Annotated in this window: 17 protein-coding genes; 7 read left to right on the forward strand and 10 right to left on the reverse strand. The window is 68.8% G+C overall.

Annotated elements, in window-relative coordinates:
- The first annotated feature begins 5 nt into the window (after positions 1-5).
- Complete coding sequence (locus ACKTT0_RS04815; protein WP_407848572.1) at positions 6-785, forward strand: SDR family NAD(P)-dependent oxidoreductase; 780 nt, start codon at positions 6-8, stop codon at positions 783-785.
- A gap of 19 nt (positions 786-804) precedes the next feature.
- On the opposite strand, the gene ACKTT0_RS04820 is transcribed toward ACKTT0_RS04815, so the two are convergent.
- On the reverse strand, positions 805-1365 hold the full coding sequence (locus ACKTT0_RS04820) for a LuxR family transcriptional regulator (RefSeq protein WP_028352801.1): 561 nt from the start codon (positions 1363-1365) through the stop codon (positions 805-807).
- Positions 1366-1792: 427 nt separating this feature from the next.
- Between ACKTT0_RS04820 and ACKTT0_RS04825 the strand changes: the two genes are divergently transcribed.
- Positions 1793-2896 (forward strand): porin, encoded by a 1104-nt coding sequence (locus ACKTT0_RS04825; protein WP_407848574.1) that lies wholly within the window; start codon positions 1793-1795, stop codon positions 2894-2896.
- A 231-nt stretch (positions 2897-3127) separates the two neighbouring features.
- Here ACKTT0_RS04825 and ACKTT0_RS04830 read toward each other — a convergent pair whose 3' ends face one another.
- Positions 3128-4117, reverse strand: coding sequence for an alpha/beta hydrolase (locus ACKTT0_RS04830; protein ID WP_407848576.1), 990 nt, complete (start codon positions 4115-4117; stop codon positions 3128-3130).
- Positions 4118-4312: 195 nt separating this feature from the next.
- Between ACKTT0_RS04830 and ACKTT0_RS04835 the strand changes: the two genes are divergently transcribed.
- The 5 genes from ACKTT0_RS04835 to ACKTT0_RS04855 all read left to right on the forward strand — a co-directional run bounded on the left by ACKTT0_RS04835 (position 4313) and on the right by ACKTT0_RS04855 (position 9757).
- A complete protein-coding gene (locus tag ACKTT0_RS04835; protein ID WP_407848577.1) occupies positions 4313-5359 on the forward strand; it encodes a P-loop NTPase family protein in 1047 nt (348 codons plus the stop codon).
- 50 nt (positions 5360-5409) lie between these two features.
- Positions 5410-7038 (forward strand): ATP-binding cassette domain-containing protein, encoded by a 1629-nt coding sequence (locus ACKTT0_RS04840; RefSeq protein WP_407848579.1) that lies wholly within the window; start codon positions 5410-5412, stop codon positions 7036-7038.
- A gap of 76 nt (positions 7039-7114) precedes the next feature.
- Complete coding sequence (locus ACKTT0_RS04845) at positions 7115-8695, forward strand: sensor histidine kinase (RefSeq protein WP_407848580.1); 1581 nt, start codon at positions 7115-7117, stop codon at positions 8693-8695.
- Complete coding sequence (locus ACKTT0_RS04850) at positions 8688-9392, forward strand: response regulator transcription factor (protein WP_407848581.1); 705 nt, start codon at positions 8688-8690, stop codon at positions 9390-9392. The genes ACKTT0_RS04845 and ACKTT0_RS04850 overlap by 8 nt, the downstream gene beginning before the upstream one ends.
- Entirely contained in the window at positions 9392-9757 is a 366-nt protein-coding gene (locus ACKTT0_RS04855) for a TfoX/Sxy family protein (protein WP_407848583.1), read from the forward strand. The genes ACKTT0_RS04850 and ACKTT0_RS04855 overlap by 1 nt, the downstream gene beginning before the upstream one ends.
- Here ACKTT0_RS04855 and ACKTT0_RS04860 read toward each other — a convergent pair.
- From ACKTT0_RS04860 to hutI, 8 genes are all read right to left on the reverse strand, one after another.
- Positions 9754-10743 (reverse strand): 2-hydroxyacid dehydrogenase, encoded by a 990-nt coding sequence (locus ACKTT0_RS04860; protein WP_407848584.1) that lies wholly within the window; start codon positions 10741-10743, stop codon positions 9754-9756. The two genes, ACKTT0_RS04855 and ACKTT0_RS04860, sit on opposite strands and share 4 nt — an antisense overlap.
- Positions 10740-12404, reverse strand: a complete 1665-nt coding sequence (locus tag ACKTT0_RS04865) for an ABC transporter ATP-binding protein (protein WP_407848585.1) — start codon at positions 12402-12404, stop codon at positions 10740-10742. Before ACKTT0_RS04865 ends, ACKTT0_RS04860 begins: the two co-directional genes overlap by 4 nt.
- Positions 12401-13330 carry an ABC transporter permease gene (locus tag ACKTT0_RS04870; protein WP_407848586.1) on the reverse strand — a complete coding sequence of 310 codons (930 nt, stop codon included), beginning with the start codon at positions 13328-13330 and terminating at the stop codon, positions 12401-12403. Before ACKTT0_RS04870 ends, ACKTT0_RS04865 begins: the two co-directional genes overlap by 4 nt.
- A 1-nt stretch (position 13331) precedes the next feature.
- Entirely contained in the window at positions 13332-14246 is a 915-nt protein-coding gene (locus tag ACKTT0_RS04875) for an ABC transporter permease (RefSeq protein WP_407848587.1), read from the reverse strand.
- A 36-nt stretch (positions 14247-14282) separates the two neighbouring features.
- On the reverse strand, positions 14283-15794 hold the full coding sequence (locus tag ACKTT0_RS04880) for an ABC transporter substrate-binding protein (protein WP_407848588.1): 1512 nt from the start codon (positions 15792-15794) through the stop codon (positions 14283-14285).
- Between the two features lie 111 nt (positions 15795-15905).
- On the reverse strand, positions 15906-16811 hold the full coding sequence (kdgD, locus tag ACKTT0_RS04885; RefSeq protein WP_407848589.1) for a 5-dehydro-4-deoxyglucarate dehydratase: 906 nt from the start codon (positions 16809-16811) through the stop codon (positions 15906-15908).
- A 61-nt stretch (positions 16812-16872) separates the two neighbouring features.
- The gene (locus tag ACKTT0_RS04890) at positions 16873-17622 is read right to left on the reverse strand and encodes a FadR/GntR family transcriptional regulator (protein ID WP_407848591.1); all 750 of its coding nucleotides are present in this window, start codon (positions 17620-17622) and stop codon (positions 16873-16875) included.
- A gap of 51 nt (positions 17623-17673) precedes the next feature.
- On the reverse strand, positions 17674-18921 hold the full coding sequence (hutI, locus tag ACKTT0_RS04895; protein WP_407848593.1) for an imidazolonepropionase: 1248 nt from the start codon (positions 18919-18921) through the stop codon (positions 17674-17676).
- Positions 18922-19009 lie beyond the last annotated feature (88 nt).

Raw genomic sequence — 19009 nt, forward strand, 5'->3', positions numbered from 1 at the left:
CTTCCATGCAACAAGAACGAACCCGCGTCGCGCTGGTCACGGGCGGCGCCTCGGGCCTGGGCCGGGCCGCCGCGCTGGCGCTGGCCGCGCGCGGCGACAAAGTGGCGGTGGCCGACCTGCGGCGCGACGGCGCGCTGGCGTGCGCGCGGGAGATCGCCCAGGCCGGCGGCCAGGCCGCCGCGCTGGCCATCGACGTGACCGACGATGCCTCGGTGGAGCAGGCCTTCCAGGAAGCCGAGGCCGCGCTCGGCCCGGTCGACATCCTGGTCAACAGCGCCGGCATCATGGGCGTGGCGCCGCTGCTCGACTACCCCATCGCGGACTGGGAGCGGATTCTCGCCGTCAACGTCACCGGCACCTTCCGCTGCGCCCGCCGCGCCGGCATCGGCATGGCCGCGCGCGGCTACGGCCGCATCGTCAACCTCGCCTCGATCAGCGGCGTGCGCGCCGGTATCGGCCGCGCGGCTTATGGCACCTCCAAGGCCGCGGTCATCGGCCTGACCCGCCAGCTGGCCATGGAACTGGGCCCGCTCGGCATCACCGCCAACGCGGTCGCGCCCGGGCCGGTGGTCACGGCCATGACGGCCGGCGCCTACACGCCGGAAACCCGCGCGGCCTTCGAGGCCATGCTGCCGGCCGGCCGCCTGGGCACCCCGGAAGAGATCGCCGAGGCCATCGTCTTCCTGGCTTCGCCGGGCGCCGGCTACATCAACGGCCACATCCTGGCGGTCGACGGCGGCTACCTGGCCGCCGGAGTGAACCGCACCGGCAGCCTGTCGCGCTGACGCCCATCCGCCGGCCGCCTCAGGCCTTGCGGTCGACCATGATGATGCGCGAGACCAGCTCGGCGGTGTTCTTGACCTCGAGCTTGCGCATGATGCGGCCGCGGTGCACCTCGACCGTGCGATGCGAGATCTTCAGGCGCGCGGCGATTTCCTTGCAGCTCAGGCCATTGACGACGTAGCCGGAAATCTCACGCTCGCGGCGGGTCAGGTTGGCGGTCTTGACCGGATTGTCGGCGATCCGCTCGAAGCTCCAGATCATCAGGTCGAAGGGATCGTCGGAAGTCAGCGTGATGCCGCGCGCGCGGGCCCAGAAGATCTCGCGGTTGCGATGCTGCATGAAGCGCTCGTCCTCGTAGTAGCAATTGCTCTGCAAGTGCTTCAGGCAGCGCTGGCCGATCTCGTGGTAGTCGGCCAGCGACGGGTACAGCTTGAGGATCGATTCGCCCACCAGCTCTTCGCGCTTGTAGCCGAACAGGTGCGCGAACGCATGGTTGCACTCGGATATCTTGCGGGAACGGCAGACGACCTGCGGAGCAGGCGATTCCGTGAATGCCAACAACGCCAGATGGTGGTCCCGCATGCTTGTCTCCGTTGATCGACCCGCCATCGTCCATGACACGCGGGTGACGACATATATACCGCAGCGGCGGCCGGCGCGACAACGGCCCCCCGGGCGTGCCCGGATCAGGCCTGCTGTCTGATCCGCGCCACACCGCGCCGGGCCGCCAGGCATGCGCCGGACGGCGAAATAGCGGGCTATCGCCGCGTTGCCGGCGCGAACCGGGCCGCGGATTTTGCGGTATCGCGCGAGCAGCGCGCACGCGCGATGCCATGCCTTTATTACAGCAACGCGCACGGACTGTTCCGTTGCGCGGAAAACTCTTTTTGAACTGCGCCGAAATATTTCCAAAGCTCTCCGTCTTCTAGACTGCGGGCCATGCCGATGTCGGGGCACGGATTTCCGGACTTCGATGCCGGCCGTCATATGGCAAACACAGGAGCATTACATGAAGAAAACCTTGCTCGCTGCCGCTCTGGCAACGGGATTCGCCGGCGCAGCGCACGCGGCCGATACCAGCGTCACGCTGTACGGCCTGATCGACACCGGTATCGGCTATGAACAGGTCAAGGGGCCCAACGGCTTCAAGGAAAGCCGCGTCGGCGGCGTCAGCGGCGTCAGCGGCGGCTCGCGCTGGGGCCTGAAGGGCACCGAGGACCTGGGCGACGGCCTGAAGGCCATCTTCACGCTCGAATCCGGCTTCGACAGCCAGAACGGCACCTCGTCGCAGGGCGGCCGCCTGTTCGGCCGCCAGGCCACGGTGGGCCTGGCCGGCGATTCGTGGGGCAAGCTCGAGTTCGGCCGCCAGACCAACATGGCCTCCAAGTACATCGGCGGCATCAGCCCGTTCGGCACCGACTACGGCATCGCCGGCATCGGCAGCGCCTTCGGTTCGGCCAAGTCGCTGCGCCTGGACAACATGGTGATGTACCAGTCGCCCAACCTGTCGGGCTTCAGCTTCGGCGTCGGCTATTCGTTCAACGCCGACGACGAGAAGGACGGCAACTTCGCCACCGGCGACAACAACCGCGTCATCACGGTGGGCGCGAAGTACAGCAACGGCCCGCTGACGCTGGCCGCCGCCTACGATCGCCTGAACCCGACCAACGCCGTGTCGGACGAGCAGGACACCAGCCTGCAGGAATACATCATCGGCGCCGAGTACGACTTCGAAGTGGTCGCGCTGCACGCGGCCTGGGGCCAGACGTACGACGGCTGGTTCTCCGGCATCAGCATGGGCACCAGCCCCGATGACTTCAATTCGCTGGGCAGCCTGCGCGTGGTCGACGGCGCGCGCGTGAACTCGATGATGCTGGGCCTGACCGTGCCCCTGGGCGCGACCAAGATCTTCGGCGGCTGGCAGCGCGCCGACCCGAAGAACAGCAAGCTCACCGGCGACGACGAAGCGTTCAACATCTTCGCCCTGGGCGCCACCTACGACCTGAGCAAGCGCACCAACCTGTACGCCTATGGCGCGTACGGCGACAACTTCGCTTTCCAGGAAGACGTGAAGAACACGGCGTTCGCCGTGGGTATTCGCCACCGGTTCTGACCGACCGGAAAGGCGGGGCCGTCCTTCCGGGACGGGGCGGCCTCGCCTGGCGCAGCACGGGTGTCCCCTCTGATCACGCGGCTTTCCCTCCGTTGTCCGCGAGTGACGATCTCCCCGGCCCGGCTGCGCCTTCCGGCGTTCCGAAGGGTCGGGCCTCCCCGCAAGGGAGGCCCACTCGCAACCGCCGCGGGGCGACGCCGCCGCCATGGTGGCCACATCGCACGGATTTCCCTACTCGCTGGCGACCCGCTCGGTGTCGAACAACCAGCGCAGCCCCACCGGCGAACGCAGAATGCGCGCGCCCTCGTGCCCCAGCCCCGGCACCACCTCGAACACATGCCCGGGCGGCAGCCCGCCGTACAAATACGCCAGGTGGCCGCGATAGGCCAGGCAGCGGTCGCGCCGGTCGCGTCCCTGCAGCATGGCCGCGGCGCTGCGGTCCAGGTGCCGGTCGTCCGGGTCGTCGTCATGCTCGCCGACCAGGTACACCACTTCCTTGGCCGCATAGGCGCGGCGCAGCTCCACGGGATCGCGCGCGCCCACATAGGCATTGGCCTGGCGCAGGCCATACTTGTAATGGTTGTAGCGCGGACAGCGCAGCAGCGCCTCGCTGGAGGGCCGGCCATGGGCGCCGGCCGGTCCGGCGCCGCGGCGGGTCTCGTCCAGGTAGAGATACGAAGATGGCGCGACCACGATATACCGCAGCGCCACGCCGCGGTCCCGCGCCCGCGCATGGCAGGAGCTGGCCACCGCATGGCGCTGTGCGAATTGCGCGCCGGCCGAATGGCCGACGATGACGATCTGCCGCAGGTCGGGAAAGCGGTCGCGCCGCAACAGGCGCTCGACCATGGCATCGACCACCGAAAACGCGCTGACGCCGCCCCCATTGCGCGAATCATCGCCCTGCTTCCAGGCCTGCGGCGCCCAGGCCAGCGTATCGGCACCCAGGCCGCGCGCGCGGATCTCGCGGCGCGTGAAAAACTGCGGCGCCGCCAGGAAGGTCCGGCCGCGCACGTCCCGCCCCGCCCGGCGCGCCGCCCGCGCCAGGGCCCGCCAGTAGCGGTGGCCGTCGCGCTCGGTACCGTGCACCACCAGCACCGCGCGGCGCATCTCCGGCTGGACCTCGTCCAGCGAACTGTCGCTGATATAGACACAGGCCGAACCTTCGCGCAGCCACAGGCGGCGCGCATGCCCGGCGTCCGAAACACGTTGCAGGCTCATCGACCCGGATCCGCCTCCCGTCGCGCGGACCGGCGCGACACTGCGCCGGCCCAAAGTACCCGGCCGTTGTAGCACGCCGGCCGGGCGCGAGCGGCGTTCTCACCGGTTTTTAATCTGGCGCTTCTCTATTTCTCAATTGCGTGGCTCGCTGCCTTGATATCTTGGGTTCATCCCGCTTTCGACCTGGAGATTTTCATGCACGACCTCGACCTTCACCAGCGGCTGCAGCATTGCAAGACGGCCTATGCCACCCGCCACGTCGATCTGTCAGAAGCGGCCAACTTGGTCACGACCGCCAGCCCGCGCCCCGGCGACCTGGTGCTGGCCGAAGTCGCCAAGATCGGCCACCACAAGGCGCTGGAACTGCGTGACGGCCGGCGCGCCAACCTGTTTGTCGGCGACGAGATCGTGGTGGCCTATGGCCACCGCTACGCGCCCGACCAGTTCGAAGCGGAAATCCGCGGCGACCTGCAGGCCTGCGACCTGGTGGCCGCCGGCGGCATCGCCTCCAGCGTCCTGTCGCGCAGCGCGAAGACCGCCCCCGCCACCCGCATCACGCCGATCGGCCTGCTGGCCGACCGCGGCGGCCGGGTGCTCAATGTGGCCGATGCCACCCTGCCGCCGCTGCGCGCGCCCAAGACCGCGCGCGTCTATGCCGTCATCGGCGCCTCCATGAACGCCGGCAAGACCACCACCGCGGTCAGCCTCATCCGCGGCTTCCTGGCGGCGGGCCACCGGGTCGGCTCAGCCAAGGTTACCGGCACGGGAGCCGGCGGGGACTTGTGGCGCATGATGGATGCCGGCGCGCGCCCCGCCCTCGACTTCACCTCGGCGGGCGTGGTGTCCACCTACAAGGTGGAACGCGCCGAACTGCTGCGCATTTTCCTGACGCTTGCCTCGCACGCGATGAACACCGGCATCGACGTCCTGGTGATCGAAGTGGCCGACGGACTGTATCAACGCGAAACAGCGCTGCTGCTGCAGGCGCCCGAGTTCCAGCGGCTGGTCGACGGCGTCTTCTTCGCGGCGCGCGATGCGCTGGGTGCCAAGGCGGGAGTGGAGTGGCTCGCCCGCCACCGGCTGAAGACCATCGCGCTCAGCGGCATCATCACCATCGCGCCGCTGGCCATCCAGGAAGCCACCGAGGCCGTGGGACTGCCGGTACTGGGGCCCGACGAATTGGCGGATCCGGTCGCGCTGGAGGAATTGACCGCCATGGAACCGGCGCGGGCCGCCCTGTGAGCCCGCGTGCGCCGCTTCCGCCCATCCTGGCGGGCAGCCGGCGCGGCCTGATGGCCCGCCTGCTGGCCAACGGCGTCGCCCAGGCCGGCGCCATGGCCGGCATCGCCGTGGCCACCCGGCACGGCTTCGACAGTCTGCACCAGCCCGATGCGGCGCCACAATGGGTGCTGGCCCATGCGGCGGCCGTGGCCCTGCTGGGCCTCGCCCTGATGGGCCTGCGCACCATCGAGCGGACCACCGCGGAACGGCTCGGCCAGAGCTACCTGACGGCCACTCGCCTGCGGCTGTTCGACCATCTCAACAGCCTGTCCAGCCGCGTTCTGCAGAAGCGCACCCAGGGCGTCATGATGGTGCGCTTCGTCGCGGACCTGAACGCGCTCAATGACTGGGTCGGGCGCGGCCTGGCGCGGCTGGCGGTCGCCACGATCACCATCATGTCCGCGGTGGCGGTGTTGGCCTGGCTGGATCCGCTCATTGCCGCCTGCGTAGCCGGCGTGGTCGCCGCCGCGCTGGCGTTGCTGGCGACGGCCGGCGGCCCCCTGTACCGACGCGTGCGCGAACTGCGGCGCGCCCGGGGCCGGCTGGCCGCCAACTTGGGCGAGAAGCTCAACGCCTACTCGCCGGTGCGCGTGTTCGGCCGCACGCGCGGCGAACGCTCGCGGCTGAAGAAGCAAAGCCGGCGGCTGGCCGAGGCCGCCGTGTCCCAGGCACGGCTGGCGGCCCTGCTGCGGGCGGTGCCGGACGCGGTCTCCACGCTGCTCACCGCGCTGGTGCTGGCGGCCGGCCTGCTGCAGGCGCAACGCGCCGGCTGGGGCACGCTGCTTGCCGCCATCCTGGTAGTCAACCTGCTGGATTCGCCCCTGCGCGACCTGGGACGCATCTTCGTCTTCTGGCAGAACTTCCGCGCGGCCCGGGATGTGCTGGGCGGGTTCCTGCAACTGCCGACGCTGGCGGCCGCGGGGCCTTTGCCGCCGCTCGCGACGGGGCCCGGTCATCTGGCGCTGGAGAACGTGACGGTCGCCCGTGCGCTGGCCCGGGCCAGCGCCGAGGCGCCGCCGGGTTCGCTGGTCGCCGTCACGGGCGGCGGCGGCGCGGGCAAGTCCACTTTGCTGGCGCTGGCGGCCCGCATGTTCGATCCCGACCAGGGCGCCGTGCGCCTGGACGGCCAGGCCCTGGCCGAGCACGACCTGACATCGATCCGCCAGGCGGTAGGCATGATTTCACCCGACCTGCCCCTGCTGCGTGGCTCCATCCGCCGCAACCTGACCTATCGGGCGCGCGCGGCCAGCGCGGCCGAGATCGCCGATACCCTGCGGCTGTGCGGCCTGCAGGAAACCATCGCCGCGCTGCCGCGCGGCCTGGACACCCGGATCGCCGAGCGTGGCGCCGACCTGCCGGCCACGCTGCGCCAGCGCCTGGTCATTGCCCGGGCCATCATGGGCAGCCCGCGCGTTGTGCTGGTCGACGATGCCGACGCCATGCTGGATAGCGTGCGCAACGACGCGCTGGCGCAAGTGCTGCGCCGGCGCGCGGCGACCATCCTGCTGGTGACCAGCGATCCGCGCTGGCTGGCGGCGGCCGACCTGGTCTGGCGCCTGGAGGCCGGCCGCATCCACGTGGTTAAACAGACGAAACATCTGCATTCATCAGGAAATGAATGTGCGGTGCTAAATCGATAAAAAGCGCGCATCCTGGGCGCTTCCGCACAGGCATCGTGCGCGGCCCGCCCGCGCTTTCCTAGTGTATGAGGATATTTTGAGCATCAAGACTCGCATCTGGGTCTTCCAATCCATTGTCGCCTTCTCGGTCATTGTCATGGCGGTCACGACCGTACTCGCCACGCGCGCGACCAAGGGCTATTTCGACCGGGTGACCCATGCGCGCCGGGAACTGGCCATGACCTCGCACCTGGCCATCGACGCCAACCGGTATTCCGAGCAGATTGCCGAACTGATGTTGCTGGGGCCGTCGGAGCTGCCCGACTTCGAAAGCGCGCGCGCCGACGTCCACCAATCGTTCGCGCGGCTGCAGCAGATGGACCTGCGGCATGCCGACGCGGCGGATCGCGACGAAAAATTCGCGCCGTCGCGCTACGAGCGCATGCGCCTCTTGATGGACGGCATCAACCGTTCGGTAGAGCGCCTGCTGGCGCTGTATTCGGCCGGCCGCCGCGACGACGCCGTTGCCCTGTTCCGCGTCGAGATCGAAAACCGCCTGGATGCCGAATTCGAGCAACTGGTCGCCGAGAACGTCAAGGCCAAGCGGCGCGAAGTCGCCAAGCTGGAGTCGGCGGCCGAGCGGCTGCGGCGCACGGTGACTGCTTCCATGCTGGCGTTGCTGGCGACGCTGCTGGCGCTGACCTCGCTGTCGGGCTACCTGCTGGCGCGCTCCCTCGGCCGGCCGATCCGCGCGCTCGCGGCCGGCACGCGCGCCATCGAGCAAGGGTCGCTGGAATACCGCATCGGCAGCCGGGCGCAGGACGAACTGGGCGCGCTGTCGCGCAGCTTCGATACGATGGCCGCCCGCCTGCACGAACAGCACACCATGCTGCTGGCCGCCAAGAGCCAGCTCGAACACGAGGTCGCGCAGCGCACGCGCGACTTGGCGCAGGCGAACCAGCGGCTGACCGAGGTCGACCAGCAGCGCGTGCGATTCCTGGCGGACATCAGCCACGAATTGCGCACCCCGCTGACGGCGCTGCGCGGCGAGGCCGAGATCGCGCTGCGCGGCAAGACGCCGCAGGAATCCAACTACCGCCAGGCGCTGTCGGAAGTGGTGGCGCGCGCGGCGGAAATGAGCCACCTGATCGAAGACCTGCTATTCATCGCCCGCTCGGAAAGCGACGACATCGATTTCGACAAGGGCCTGCTCGACCTGAAGGACGTCGCCCGCGCGGCCCTCCACGACACCGACGTGCTGGCGCGCCGGCGGGACATCCGGCTGGCCATGCACAGCGACGAACCGGCTCGCGCCGTGCCCATCTACGGTGACAAGGTACGCCTGAAGCAGGCGGCCATGATCGCGCTGGACAATGCCATCAAGTATTCAGCGCCCGGCACGGCGGTCGAAATATCGGTGCGCCGCCTGGACAACGAGGGCGAGCTGTCCATCCGCGACCAGGGCGCCGGCTGCGCCGCCGACGACCTGCCACATATATTCACCCGCTTCTACCGGGGCGCGCAGGCGCGCGAGCGCTGGGCCGCCGGCAGCGGCCTGGGCCTGTCCATTGCCCGCTGGATCGTCGACAAGCACGACGGCACGGTGAGCTTCGACAGCACGGAGGGACAGGGCTCGACGTTCACCATCCGGCTGCCCCTGAGGAATGGCCATGTATAACGCCAAGGTACTGCTGGTCGAGGACGATCCGCGCATCATTTCCTTCCTGCAGCGCGGCCTGCAGGCCGAAGGCTACAGCGTGGACGTGTCGCGCGACGGCCAGCACGGCTACGAGACGGCCCGCGACGGCGATTTCGACCTCATCATCCTGGACCGCATGCTGCCCCGGCTCGAAGGCGTCGAGGTGTGCGCCCGGCTGCGCGCCGACGGATGCCGCAGCCTGATCCTGATGCTCACCGCCAAGGCCGAACTGCAGGACCGCATCGTCGGGCTGAAACAGGGCGCGGACGATTACCTGAGCAAGCCTTTCGCATTCGACGAACTGGTGGCGCGACTGCAGGCGCTGCTGCGCCGCCGGCAGGAAAGCCGGGGCGCGGCAGCGGCATTGAGCGTGGGCGACCTGCGGCTGGACTTCGCCGCCCGCACGGCCCACCGCGGCGAGCGCCGCATCGACCTGACCGCGCGCGAATTCGCCCTGCTCGCCCACCTGATGGAACATGCCGGCACGGTGGTCAACCGCGCGCAGCTGTTGCGCGCGGTCTGGGGCATGGACTTCGACCCGGGAACCAAGGTGGTGGATGTCTACATACGCTACCTGCGGCGCAAGCTGGAGCACGACGGCGAGGCGCCGCTGGTGCGCACGGTGCGGGGTTTCGGCTATATGATCAGCGCTGAAGACAGCCACTGCCCGTCCTGATGCCCATCGAACACTCCCAGGCCCTGATCAGCGCCCTGCGCGCCGCGGCAGAACCGCATGGCGAAGTGGACGAGCGCCTCATGTTCGGCTGCCATTGCATCCTGCTCAACGGCAAGATCTGCTTCGGCGTGCGCGCTGACGACCTGCTGGTGCGCCTGCCGCCGGACACCCATGAAGCGGTCGCCGAATCGCCGGCCGTGCGCGAGCTCGACCCGCGCGGCGGCATGCGCGGGTACTTCTGGATCGAGCCGGCCGGTTATGCCACCCGCGCGCAATGGGAGCAATGGGTGTCCGCCGCGCTGGCGTACAACCCGCTGGCCAAGGCGTCGCCCCGCAGGAATCGCCGGCGCGCCATCGGCGGCTAGCCCGGCCCCGACGGCGCGCGGATCACGCAGCCGGGTTGCCCGCCACTGAAGCACGCATCCACATTCGCCGCCATGGCGCGCGCCCGGCGGCGGATGGTGCCATCGGTCCAGGCCGACATGTGCGGTGTCATGAGAACGTTGTCCAGTTCGGCAAAAGGCAGCCGCGACGGTGCCGCCGCCTGTCCCGCCGCCGCGGGATACTGGTACCAGGTATCGATTACCGCCCCGCCGATGCGCCGCCGCGACAAGGCGTCGTACAGCGCCTGTTCGTCCACCACCGGGCCACGCCCCACATTGACGAGCACTGCGTGCCGCGCCATCCGCGCGAAGGCCGCCGCGCCGACCAGGCCGTGCGTCCCGTCCAGCAGAGGCAGGGACACCACGATGAAATCGGCGTCCGCGTAGAAACGGTCCAGGTCCTGCAGCCCGTGCCAGGCATCGACCGTGTCCGACAATGGCACCGGGCTGCGGTTGGCCGCCAGCACCCGCATGCCGAAGGCCTTGGCGCAGCGGGCAATCGCCCGGCCGATCTGGCCGTAGCCGAGCAGGCCCAGCGTCGCCGCGCCAATCTCGCCGTGCAGGCCGTCCGGCGTGCCCGCCCGATACGGCCACTGTCCTTGGCGCAGGCGGGCATCCGCGTCCGCCAGCGGGATGCGGCGCGCCAGGATGGCCGCCATCACGTACTCGGCGATCGCCTGCTCGTGGCCATAGCAATTGCACACCGTGACGCCGGCGGGCAGCAAGTCCAGGTCGATGCGGTCGTAGCCCGTCGCGCACACCTGGTACAGCCGCGCGCCCTCGGGCACTGGCATGGAAGCGTCGAGGCGATTGCCGATCACCACGTCGGCCTGCCGCAGCGCCTGAATATCGTCCGGCTCGCAAACGGCCTCGGGCACGGTCCGGATATGCGCCTCGCAGCGCAGGGCCGCGCGGAAGTCGTCGAGGTAGGCGGCGGCGGTGCGGCCATGGAACACAATATCGATCATGCGCCCCCCGGCAAATCCGCCGCCAGCCACTTGGGCCGCGGCGTAGCCGCCAGCAGGCTGCGTGTGTACTCGTGGCGCGGCCGTTCGAAAATGGCCTGGGTCTCGCCCTGCTCCACCACCTTGCCCTGCTGCATCACCAGGATGCGGTCGGCGAAGTGGCGCGCGATCGGCAGGTCATGGGTGATGAACAGGTACGACAGGCCGAGCCGCTGCCGCAGGTCGGCCAGCAGGTCGATGACCTGCGCCTGGATCGACACGTCCAGCGCCGACACGGCCTCGTCGCAGACCACCAGCTCCGGCTCGCTGGCCAGCGCGCGGGCGATGGCGATGCGTTGGCGCTGACCGCCCGAGAACTGGTGCGGGTAGCGCTGCGCGTGCTCGGGCTTCATGCCCACCAGCTCCAGCAGTTCGGCCACCCGGCCGGCCCAGCGCCGCCGGGGCAGGATGTCGCCGTGGATGGCCCACGGCTCCGAGATGATGTCGTGCACGTTCATGCGTGGGTTCATCGAACCGAAGGGGTCCTGGAACACCATCTGCACCTTGCGGCGGAACACCCGCATCTGCGCGTCGCTCATGCGGAAGATGTCCTGGCCCTGGTAGTACGCCGCGCCGGCGGTCGCGTCGAACAGCCGCAACAGCAGGCGCGCCATGCTGGACTTGCCGGAGCCCGATTCGCCCACAATGCCCACCGTCTCGCCCTTGCACAATTCGAAGCTGACGTCGTCCACCGCGCGCAGCATCCGCTTGCTGCCAAACAGGCCGGCCGACAGCGGGTACTCCTTCACCAGGTGCTCGACGCGCAGCAACACCTCGCGCCGGCCCGCCGGCGCGCGCCGATGCCGCTGCTCCATCGCCGCGCCGTGCGGCAGCGCGGTGGTCAGCTTGCGCGTGTACGCATGCCGCGGCTGCGTGAAGACCTCGCGCGCCGGCCCCGCTTCGACGATCTGGCCGGCATTCATGACGATCACGCGGTCGGCCATCGCCGCCGCCACTTCCAGGTCGTGGGTGATCAGGATCAGCGCCATGCGGCGCTCGCGCTGCAGGTCGCGCAGCAGGTCGAGGATCTGCGCCTGCACGCTGACGTCCAGCGCCGTGGTCGGTTCGTCGGCGATCAGGATGTCCGGTTCGAGCGCGATGGCCATGGCGATCATCACGCGCTGGCGCTGGCCGCCCGAGAACTGGTGCGGGTAGAAATCGACCCGGGTCTCCGGCTCGCGGATGCCCACCCGCCGCAGCAGGTCGATGGCCCTCGCCCGCGCCTGGGCGCCCGCCGCGACGCCGTGGCTGGTGTATACCTCGGCGATCTGGCGGCCCACCGTATAGACCGGATTCAGATAGGCCAGCGGATCCTGGAAGATCATGGCGATGCGGCGCCCGTTGACGGCGCGCCGGGCCTCGTCGCCCAGGCGCGCGAGCTCCATGCCCTGGAAGTGGATCGCCCCCGCGACGATGTCGCCGGGCGGGCAATCGACCAGGCCCATCACCGTGCTGGTGCTGACGCTCTTGCCCGAGCCGCTCTCGCCCAGTATGACCAGCGTCTCGCCCGGGCACACATGGAACGACACGTTATCCACCGCGCGCACCGGCTCGTCGTCGGACAGGAAATCGACGGTCAGCCCGTCGATGCGCAGGATGGGCTGCGACAGGTCGGCGTCGCTCATCGGGCGGCCCTCTTCAGTTGTTGCAGGCGCCAGCGCTGCTGCGGGTCCGCCGCCGTGCGCGCCCAACTCGACAGGATATTCAGCGACAGCGTGGCCAGCATGATGGCCATGCCGGGCCAGAAGGCGATCCACCAGGCGCTGGCCAGGTAGCCGCGCCCATTGGCCACCATCGCGCCCCAGGTGAAATCGGGCGGCTGGACGCCCAGGCCCAGGAAGCTCAGCGCCGATTCGGCCAGGATCACGGTGGCGAAGTCGATCGCCAGGATGGTGACCAGGGTGGGCGCCACCAGCGGCGCGATATGGCGCAGCAGTATGCGCAGCGAACTGGCGCCCATGGCGCGCGCCGCCGTCACGAACATGCGCTCGCGCAGTTCCAGCACCTCGGCGCGCGCGGTGCGCAGGTAGACCGGCATGCGGGTGATGGCCAGCACGATCACCAGGTTGGTGACGCTGGGGCCCAGTGTGTACAGCACGATCAGCGCCAGCAGCAGCGACGGAAAACTCATGATGATGTCGGCCGCGCGCAGGATGAGGTGGCTGTACCAGCGTTCCGAATAGCCTGCCACCAGCCCCAGCAGGCCGCCCACGATCATCGAGGTGAACACCGCTGCAGCGGCGATGCCCAGCGTGTTGCGCGCGCCCAGCACCAGGCGCGGCAGGATCGGCCGGCCCAGGGTGTCGGCGCCCAGCACATACAGCCAGCCGGCGTCCAGGCTGAACGGCGCCAGGTTGCGGTGGCGCAGGCCCAGCCGGGTCGCCGTGTCGCCCACCAGCCACGGGCCGAACAGCGCCGCCAGCACCAGCAGGAGCAGGAACACAGCGGCCGCCAGGGCCAGCCGGTCGCGCTTGAGATAATCGAACAGCAGGCGGGCGCGGCTGCGGCCGGGCGGCGCGGCGGCTGGGCGGGCGGATAGCATGGCGGTCATGTCAGTACCGGACGCGGGGATCGAGCACCGCGTACAGCACGTCGATCACGATGTTGAGGATGAAGATCGCGGTGGCGGTGACCAGGATGGTCGACTGCACTACGGCGAAGTCGCGCTGGATGATCGAATCGATCATCAGCTTGCCGATGCCCGGCCAGCCGAAGATCGACTCCACCACCACCGCGCCGTTGATCAGGCCGGTCGCCAGGTCGCCGGCCACCGTGATGACCGGCAGCAGCGAATTGCGCAGCGCGTGGCCGAACACGATGGCGTGGCGGCCCAGCCCCTTGGCGCGCGCCGTCTTGATGTACGGCGAGGCGAGCGACGACAGCATGGTGCCGCGCACCACCTGCACCAGCAGGCCGAACGGCCGCAGCATCAGCACGAAGATCGGCATGATCCAGTACTGCCAGCCGCCGGTGCCCGAAGTGGGCAACACATCCAGCCCCACGGCGAACACCAGGATGGCCACGATGGCCACCCAGAAGTCCGGCGCGCTGGCGCCGGCCAGCGAGGCCACGCTAGCCAGCCGGTCGAATACGCCGCGCGGACGCGCCGCCGCCAGCGAGCCCACCAGGATGGCCAGCGAGACCGACAGCAGCATGGCCACGCAGGCCAGCTTGAGCGTCTGCGGGAACGCCTGCAGCGCCACGGCCATGGCCGAGCGGTGCTGGCGCATGGATTCGCCGAAGTCGAGCCGCGCCAGATCGGACAGGTAATGCCAGAACTGAACGTAGACCGGCTGGTCCAGCCCGTTCAGCTTGGCGAACGCGGCGCGCGCCTCGGGCGTGGAATCCAGCGGCAAGTAGAGCGCGGAGGGGTCGCCGGTCAGCCGGACCAGGAAAAAAACCAGTATCAGCAGGCCCAGTATGGAAATGACACTGTGCGAGGCCCGCCGGCCAAGATAATTCAGCATGAAACTCCCCGACTGCCGTGATGCGCCCGGCCGCGATCAGTTCTTGAAATGCAGGTTGGCCAGCGGGATCTCGCTGTTGGTCGTGATGTCCGGTTTCCAGTCCAGGCGCTCGCCCACGCGGGTGTAGCCGATCATGTGGAACATGGGAATGTCCGGCACCACTTCCTTGCGCATCTGGTCGAAAATCTGCTTGAAGGCATCTTCGCGCGCCTGTCCGGTGGCGGCCATGGCGGCGTCGATCTCCTTGTCGACGGCCGGGTCGTTCATCATCGAGTACTGGCCGCTGGAACGGTAGAAGATGGGAATGGTGAAGGCCGCGTCGCCCTTGTTGTTGTCGTGCATCATCTGCAGCAGGTTGGCGCCGCGCTCGGCCGGGTACGGCTTCTGCAGGTAGCGCAGCCAGTCGGCCACGTCCAGCATCACCAGCTTGACGTTCAGGCCCGCCGCCTGCCACATGGTCATCATGGCCTCCATGGCTTCGGCGCCGTTCGGGTAGATGCCGTTGCGGCCGATCAGCTTGATCTCGGCATCCACCTTGACGCCGTCGGCGCGCGCCGCGTCGACCAGCTTCTTGGCCTCGGCGGCGTCGTACTTCCAGGGCTCGAGCCTGTCGTCGTGGCCGACGATGCCCGGCACCACCATCTGCGCGGCGCGCTCGATGTCGTCGCCGAACAGCTGGCCCAGGCCATCCCAGTCGATCGCCAGGTTCAGCGCCTTGCGGACGCGCACGTCATCGAGCGGCGGCTGCGCCACGTCGATGCGGATCGCCGTGGTTTCCGAATTCAGGTACGCGAAATCGGTCTTGGGGTTGGTCGCGTCCTGGATGGCGATGGAGGGGGTCAGGTCCGCCTCGCCGGTTTCCACCATGGCGGCGCGGATCGACGATTCCTGGCGCCACACATAAGTGGCCTTCGAGACCTCCGGCTGCTTGCCCCAATAGCCGTCGAACCGCTCCAGCACGACCGTCTGCGGCGTGAAGGTCGCCAGTTTGTACGGCCCGGTGCCGATCGGGTCGTTGACCGCCTTGTCGGCGGGCGTATTGGGCGACACCGCCATGACCACGCTCAGCAGCGTCGGCAGGATGGGCGCGGGCCGGTCGGACTTGATCTCGACGGTGTACTCGTCGACCGGGGTGACCGTGAGTTTGGCGTTGCCGAACTTGGCCATGTTGCTGCACGTCACCTTGCCGCCGATCATGCGCTCGATCGAGTAGGCCACCGCCTTGGCATTGAAAGGCGCGCCGTCGTGGAACTTCACCCCCTGCCGCAGCTTGATGCGCCAGGTGTTCGGGTCCAGTTGTTCCCAGCCGGCGGCCAGCTTGGGCTCGGCCTTGCCGGTCTTGGGATTGATGACCGACAGCGACTCGGTGACGTTCTGGTTCAGGATCTGCCCGATGTTGGTCACGATGGTGCCGCAGGGCTCCAGGTTGGCCGGCTGCTCCGGCAGCACGATGCGCACTTCCCGGTTGCCATCCTGCGCGGCGGCCGGCCCGGCCAGGGCGGCCAGCAGGGCCGCCGAGGCCAGGGAAACGATACCTGCTCGATTCATGTCTTCCTCCTTGGGTTGGTCTTGCGCGACGGTCTTGCACAGTTCTGCCCGCGTGCTTGCTCGTCGCCGGCCCGCCGTCGGACGGGCCGTTCGCGGCCGGAGCCGCCCGGCTCAGTCGCCGGCGCGCTCGATCAATGCCTTGAGCATGTCCTTCTCCTGCGGCTTCAGGTTGGTCAGCGGCGGGCGCACCGGCCCGGGCGTGCGGCCGATGAGCTCCACGCCCGCCTTGATGATCGACACCGCATAGCCCTTCTCGCGGTCACGGATGTCGGCGAAGGGAAAGAAGAAGCTGTCCAGGATCGCGGTCATCGTCGCCTGGTCATCGGCGCGCAGCGCGTTGTAGAAACGCACGGCCAGCTTGGGCACGAAGTTGAAGACCGCCGACGAATACGTGCTCAGCCCCAGGCCGTTGAAACCCTGGGCATACAGCTCGTGCGTGGGCATGCCGCCGATATACGACAGCCGGTCGCCCAGCTTGGCGGTGATGCGGCGCACCAGTTCGGTCTTGCCCGTGCCATCCTTGAAGCCGATCAGGTTCGGGCAGGCGTCGGCCAGGCGCGCCACGGTGTCGGCGCTGGCGATCGAATTCGAGCGGTTGTAGACGATGACGCCCAGGCCGGTGGCGTCGCAGACCGCCTTGACGTGCTGGTAGATGCCTTCCTGCGGCACTTCCATCAGGTAGTGCGGCAGCAGCAGCAGGCCGTCGGCGCCCGCGTCCTCGGCGCGGCGCGCAATATCCTTGGCCAGCGCGGTGCCATAGCCGCAGCCCGCGATGATGGGCACGTCGCCGGCGGCCTCCTTGGCGGCGCGGGTGACCGCGCCGATCTCGTCCGGCGCCAGCGAGAACATCTCGCCCGTGCCGCCGGCGGCGAACAACGCCGCCGCGCCAAAGCCGGACAGCCATTCCACGTGGGCGCGGTAGCTGTCCAGGTTCAGGCTGTAGTCGTCATGGAAATGCGTCACCGGAAAGGACAGCAACCCGGAGGCCACGCGAGCCTTGATCTCCTGCGGAGTCATACTTACCTCTCAACTGATAATATGAATTTTGAAAAATCATATTATCAGTATTCAGGCAGTGTCAATCCTCGGAAGCACTGGCCGCCTTGCGGCGCGTGACGGCGCGATAGCGCTGGATGCCCGACAGCAGATGGCGCCGCATGGCGTCGCGCGCGCGGTCCACGTCGTTGGCGAAGATGGCCTCGGCGATCTCGGTGTGCTCGGCCAGGATGATGTGGTCGCGGTTCGGCAGCGGGTCGATCCCGCCCATCACCGTGCGGAACTTCACGCGCGGGATCATGCGCCGCCCGATGTGCTCCAGGAACGCCTTGAAGCGGCCATTGTTGGTGGCCGCGGCGATCGCCATGTGGAAGCGGAAGTCGGAGTCGTCGGTGGACTGCCCGGCCGCCATCAGCTCGCCGAACCGGTCCAGCTCCGCCTGGATGGCCGCCTCCTGGGCTGGCGAGCTGCGGGCGGCGGCCAGGCCGGCGGCCTCGACCTCGATGCCGATGCGCAGCTCGAGTTCCTCGATGATGTCCGAGATCTTGTCGGTTGCGTGGGTGAACAGCAGCAGGGTCTCGGGCGACTGGCGCGGCCCCAGCACGAACACCCCGGCGCCCTGGCGCGATTCCAGCAGGCCGTCGGCGCGCAGGGTGGCGATGGCTTCGCGGATGACCGTGCGGCTGAAGCCGAACTTCTCTACCAGCACCGGCTCGGTGGGCAATTTGTCGCCCGGCGCGTACATGCCGCTCTCGATGCGGGCGCGCAACTCATCGGCGACTTGGGCCGACAGGGTTTTTTTCCTGGCGGGAACGGGTGGGGGCGTGGTCAATCTGTATCTCCCCCGGCAAGGCTGCCGGCCCGGTCATCATATCATTTGGCCTCACGAGGCCCGTTCGATGCCGGCATGCAGGACCCGGGCCGGCGCATGGGTGCCATAGCTGTAGCAGAGCTCGGCCAGGTCGGTTGCCGGCCAGAATGCCAGGTCGGCCTGCTTGCCCACCTCCAGGCTACCGACCCGGTCGGCCATGCCCAGCGCGCGCGCCGCGGCGTATGTCACGCCGTTCAAGGCTTCCGCCGGCGTCATGCGGAACAGCGTGCAGGCCATGTTCAACATCAGCAGCAGCGACGCGAACGGCGACGTGCCGGGATTGCAATCGGTCGCCACCGCCATCGGCACCCCGTGCTGACGCAGCAAGGCAATGGGCGGCGTGTGCGTGTCGCGCAGGAAGTAATAGGCGCCGGGCAACAACACCGCCACCGTACCGGCCGCGGCCAGCGCGCGCGCGCCCGCCTCGTCCAGGTGCTCGAGATGGTCCGCTGACAACGCGCCGAAGCGCGCCGCCAGTTTGCTGCCGCCCAGGTTGCTCAGCTGTTCGGCATGCAATTTCACGGGCAGGCCCAGCGCCGCGGCGGCCTTGAACACCCGTTCGACCTGTCCGGCATCGAAGCCGATGTTCTCGCAGAAGGCGTCCACGGCATCGGCCAGCCCGGCGGCCGCCACTGCGGGCAGCATCTCGTCGCAGACATGGTCGATATAGGCATCGGCCCGGCCGGCATATTCCGGCGGCAGTGCGTGCGCGCCCAGGAAGGTCGTGCGCACCGTGACGGCTTCCATTTCGCCCAGGCGCCGCGCCGCGCGCAACATGGCGAGCTCGGTGTCGCGATCGAGCCCATAGCCCGACTTGATCTCCACGGTGGTGACACCTTCGCGCATCAGCGCCTTGAGCCGCGGCCGGGCTTGCTCGAACAGGGCGGCCTCGCCGGCCTCGCGCGTGGCGCGCACAGTCGAGGCGATGCCGCCGCCCGCGCGGGAGATCTCTTCGTAGCTGGCGCCCTTCAGCCGCAATGCGAATTCGCGCGCCCGCGAACCCGCGTACACAAGGTGCGCGTGGCAGTCGACCAGGCCGGGCGTGACCCACTGGCCGCCAGCGTCGACAGTGGCCGCCACCCGCGTCCGGGCCGGCCGTTCGGCCGCGCGGCCGATCCAGGCGATGCGGCCGCCGGCGATCGCCAGCGCGTCCGCGTCGTCGGCCACCCCGTAATCACCCGCGCGCCCGGGCGCGAAAGTGGCCAGCCGGGCATTGACGACCAAGGTATCCCAGGCCTGGGGTATTCCCTGATGCTCCATGGAACGGCTCCTTTCGGGATATGCATAGCACCAAAGTTTACTTGACTATACTTGTATATCCAAGTTAAATCCTCCTGTCGACATCGCT

This window comes from Bordetella saccharivorans (genome assembly GCF_045862855.1).
Taxonomy (GTDB): Bacteria; Pseudomonadota; Gammaproteobacteria; order Burkholderiales; family Burkholderiaceae_B; genus Bordetella_A; species Bordetella_A petrii_F.

Bases quoted from the DNA above. Each gene is read 5' to 3' on its own strand.
- ACKTT0_RS04815 (WP_407848572.1), top strand. From the start codon at position 6: ATGCAACAAGAACGAACCCGCGTCGCGCTGGTCACGGGCGGCGCCTCG.
- ACKTT0_RS04820 (WP_028352801.1), bottom strand. From the start codon at position 1,365: ATGCGGGACCACCATCTGGCGTTGTTGGCATTCACGGAATCGCCTGCT.
- ACKTT0_RS04825 (WP_407848574.1), top strand. From the start codon at position 1,793: ATGAAGAAAACCTTGCTCGCTGCCGCTCTGGCAACGGGATTCGCCGGC.
- ACKTT0_RS04830 (WP_407848576.1), bottom strand. From the start codon at position 4,117: ATGAGCCTGCAACGTGTTTCGGACGCCGGGCATGCGCGCCGCCTGTGG.
- ACKTT0_RS04835 (WP_407848577.1), top strand. From the start codon at position 4,313: ATGCACGACCTCGACCTTCACCAGCGGCTGCAGCATTGCAAGACGGCC.
- ACKTT0_RS04840 (WP_407848579.1), top strand. From the start codon at position 5,410: ATGGCCCGCCTGCTGGCCAACGGCGTCGCCCAGGCCGGCGCCATGGCC.
- ACKTT0_RS04850 (WP_407848581.1), top strand. From the start codon at position 8,688: ATGTATAACGCCAAGGTACTGCTGGTCGAGGACGATCCGCGCATCATT.
- ACKTT0_RS04855 (WP_407848583.1), top strand. From the start codon at position 9,392: ATGCCCATCGAACACTCCCAGGCCCTGATCAGCGCCCTGCGCGCCGCG.
- ACKTT0_RS04860 (WP_407848584.1), bottom strand. From the start codon at position 10,743: ATGATCGATATTGTGTTCCATGGCCGCACCGCCGCCGCCTACCTCGAC.
- ACKTT0_RS04865 (WP_407848585.1), bottom strand. From the start codon at position 12,404: ATGAGCGACGCCGACCTGTCGCAGCCCATCCTGCGCATCGACGGGCTG.
- ACKTT0_RS04870 (WP_407848586.1), bottom strand. From the start codon at position 13,330: ATGACCGCCATGCTATCCGCCCGCCCAGCCGCCGCGCCGCCCGGCCGC.
- ACKTT0_RS04875 (WP_407848587.1), bottom strand. From the start codon at position 14,246: ATGCTGAATTATCTTGGCCGGCGGGCCTCGCACAGTGTCATTTCCATA.
- ACKTT0_RS04880 (WP_407848588.1), bottom strand. From the start codon at position 15,794: ATGAATCGAGCAGGTATCGTTTCCCTGGCCTCGGCGGCCCTGCTGGCC.
- kdgD (WP_407848589.1), bottom strand. From the start codon at position 16,811: ATGACTCCGCAGGAGATCAAGGCTCGCGTGGCCTCCGGGTTGCTGTCC.
- hutI (WP_407848593.1), bottom strand. From the start codon at position 18,921: ATGGAGCATCAGGGAATACCCCAGGCCTGGGATACCTTGGTCGTCAAT.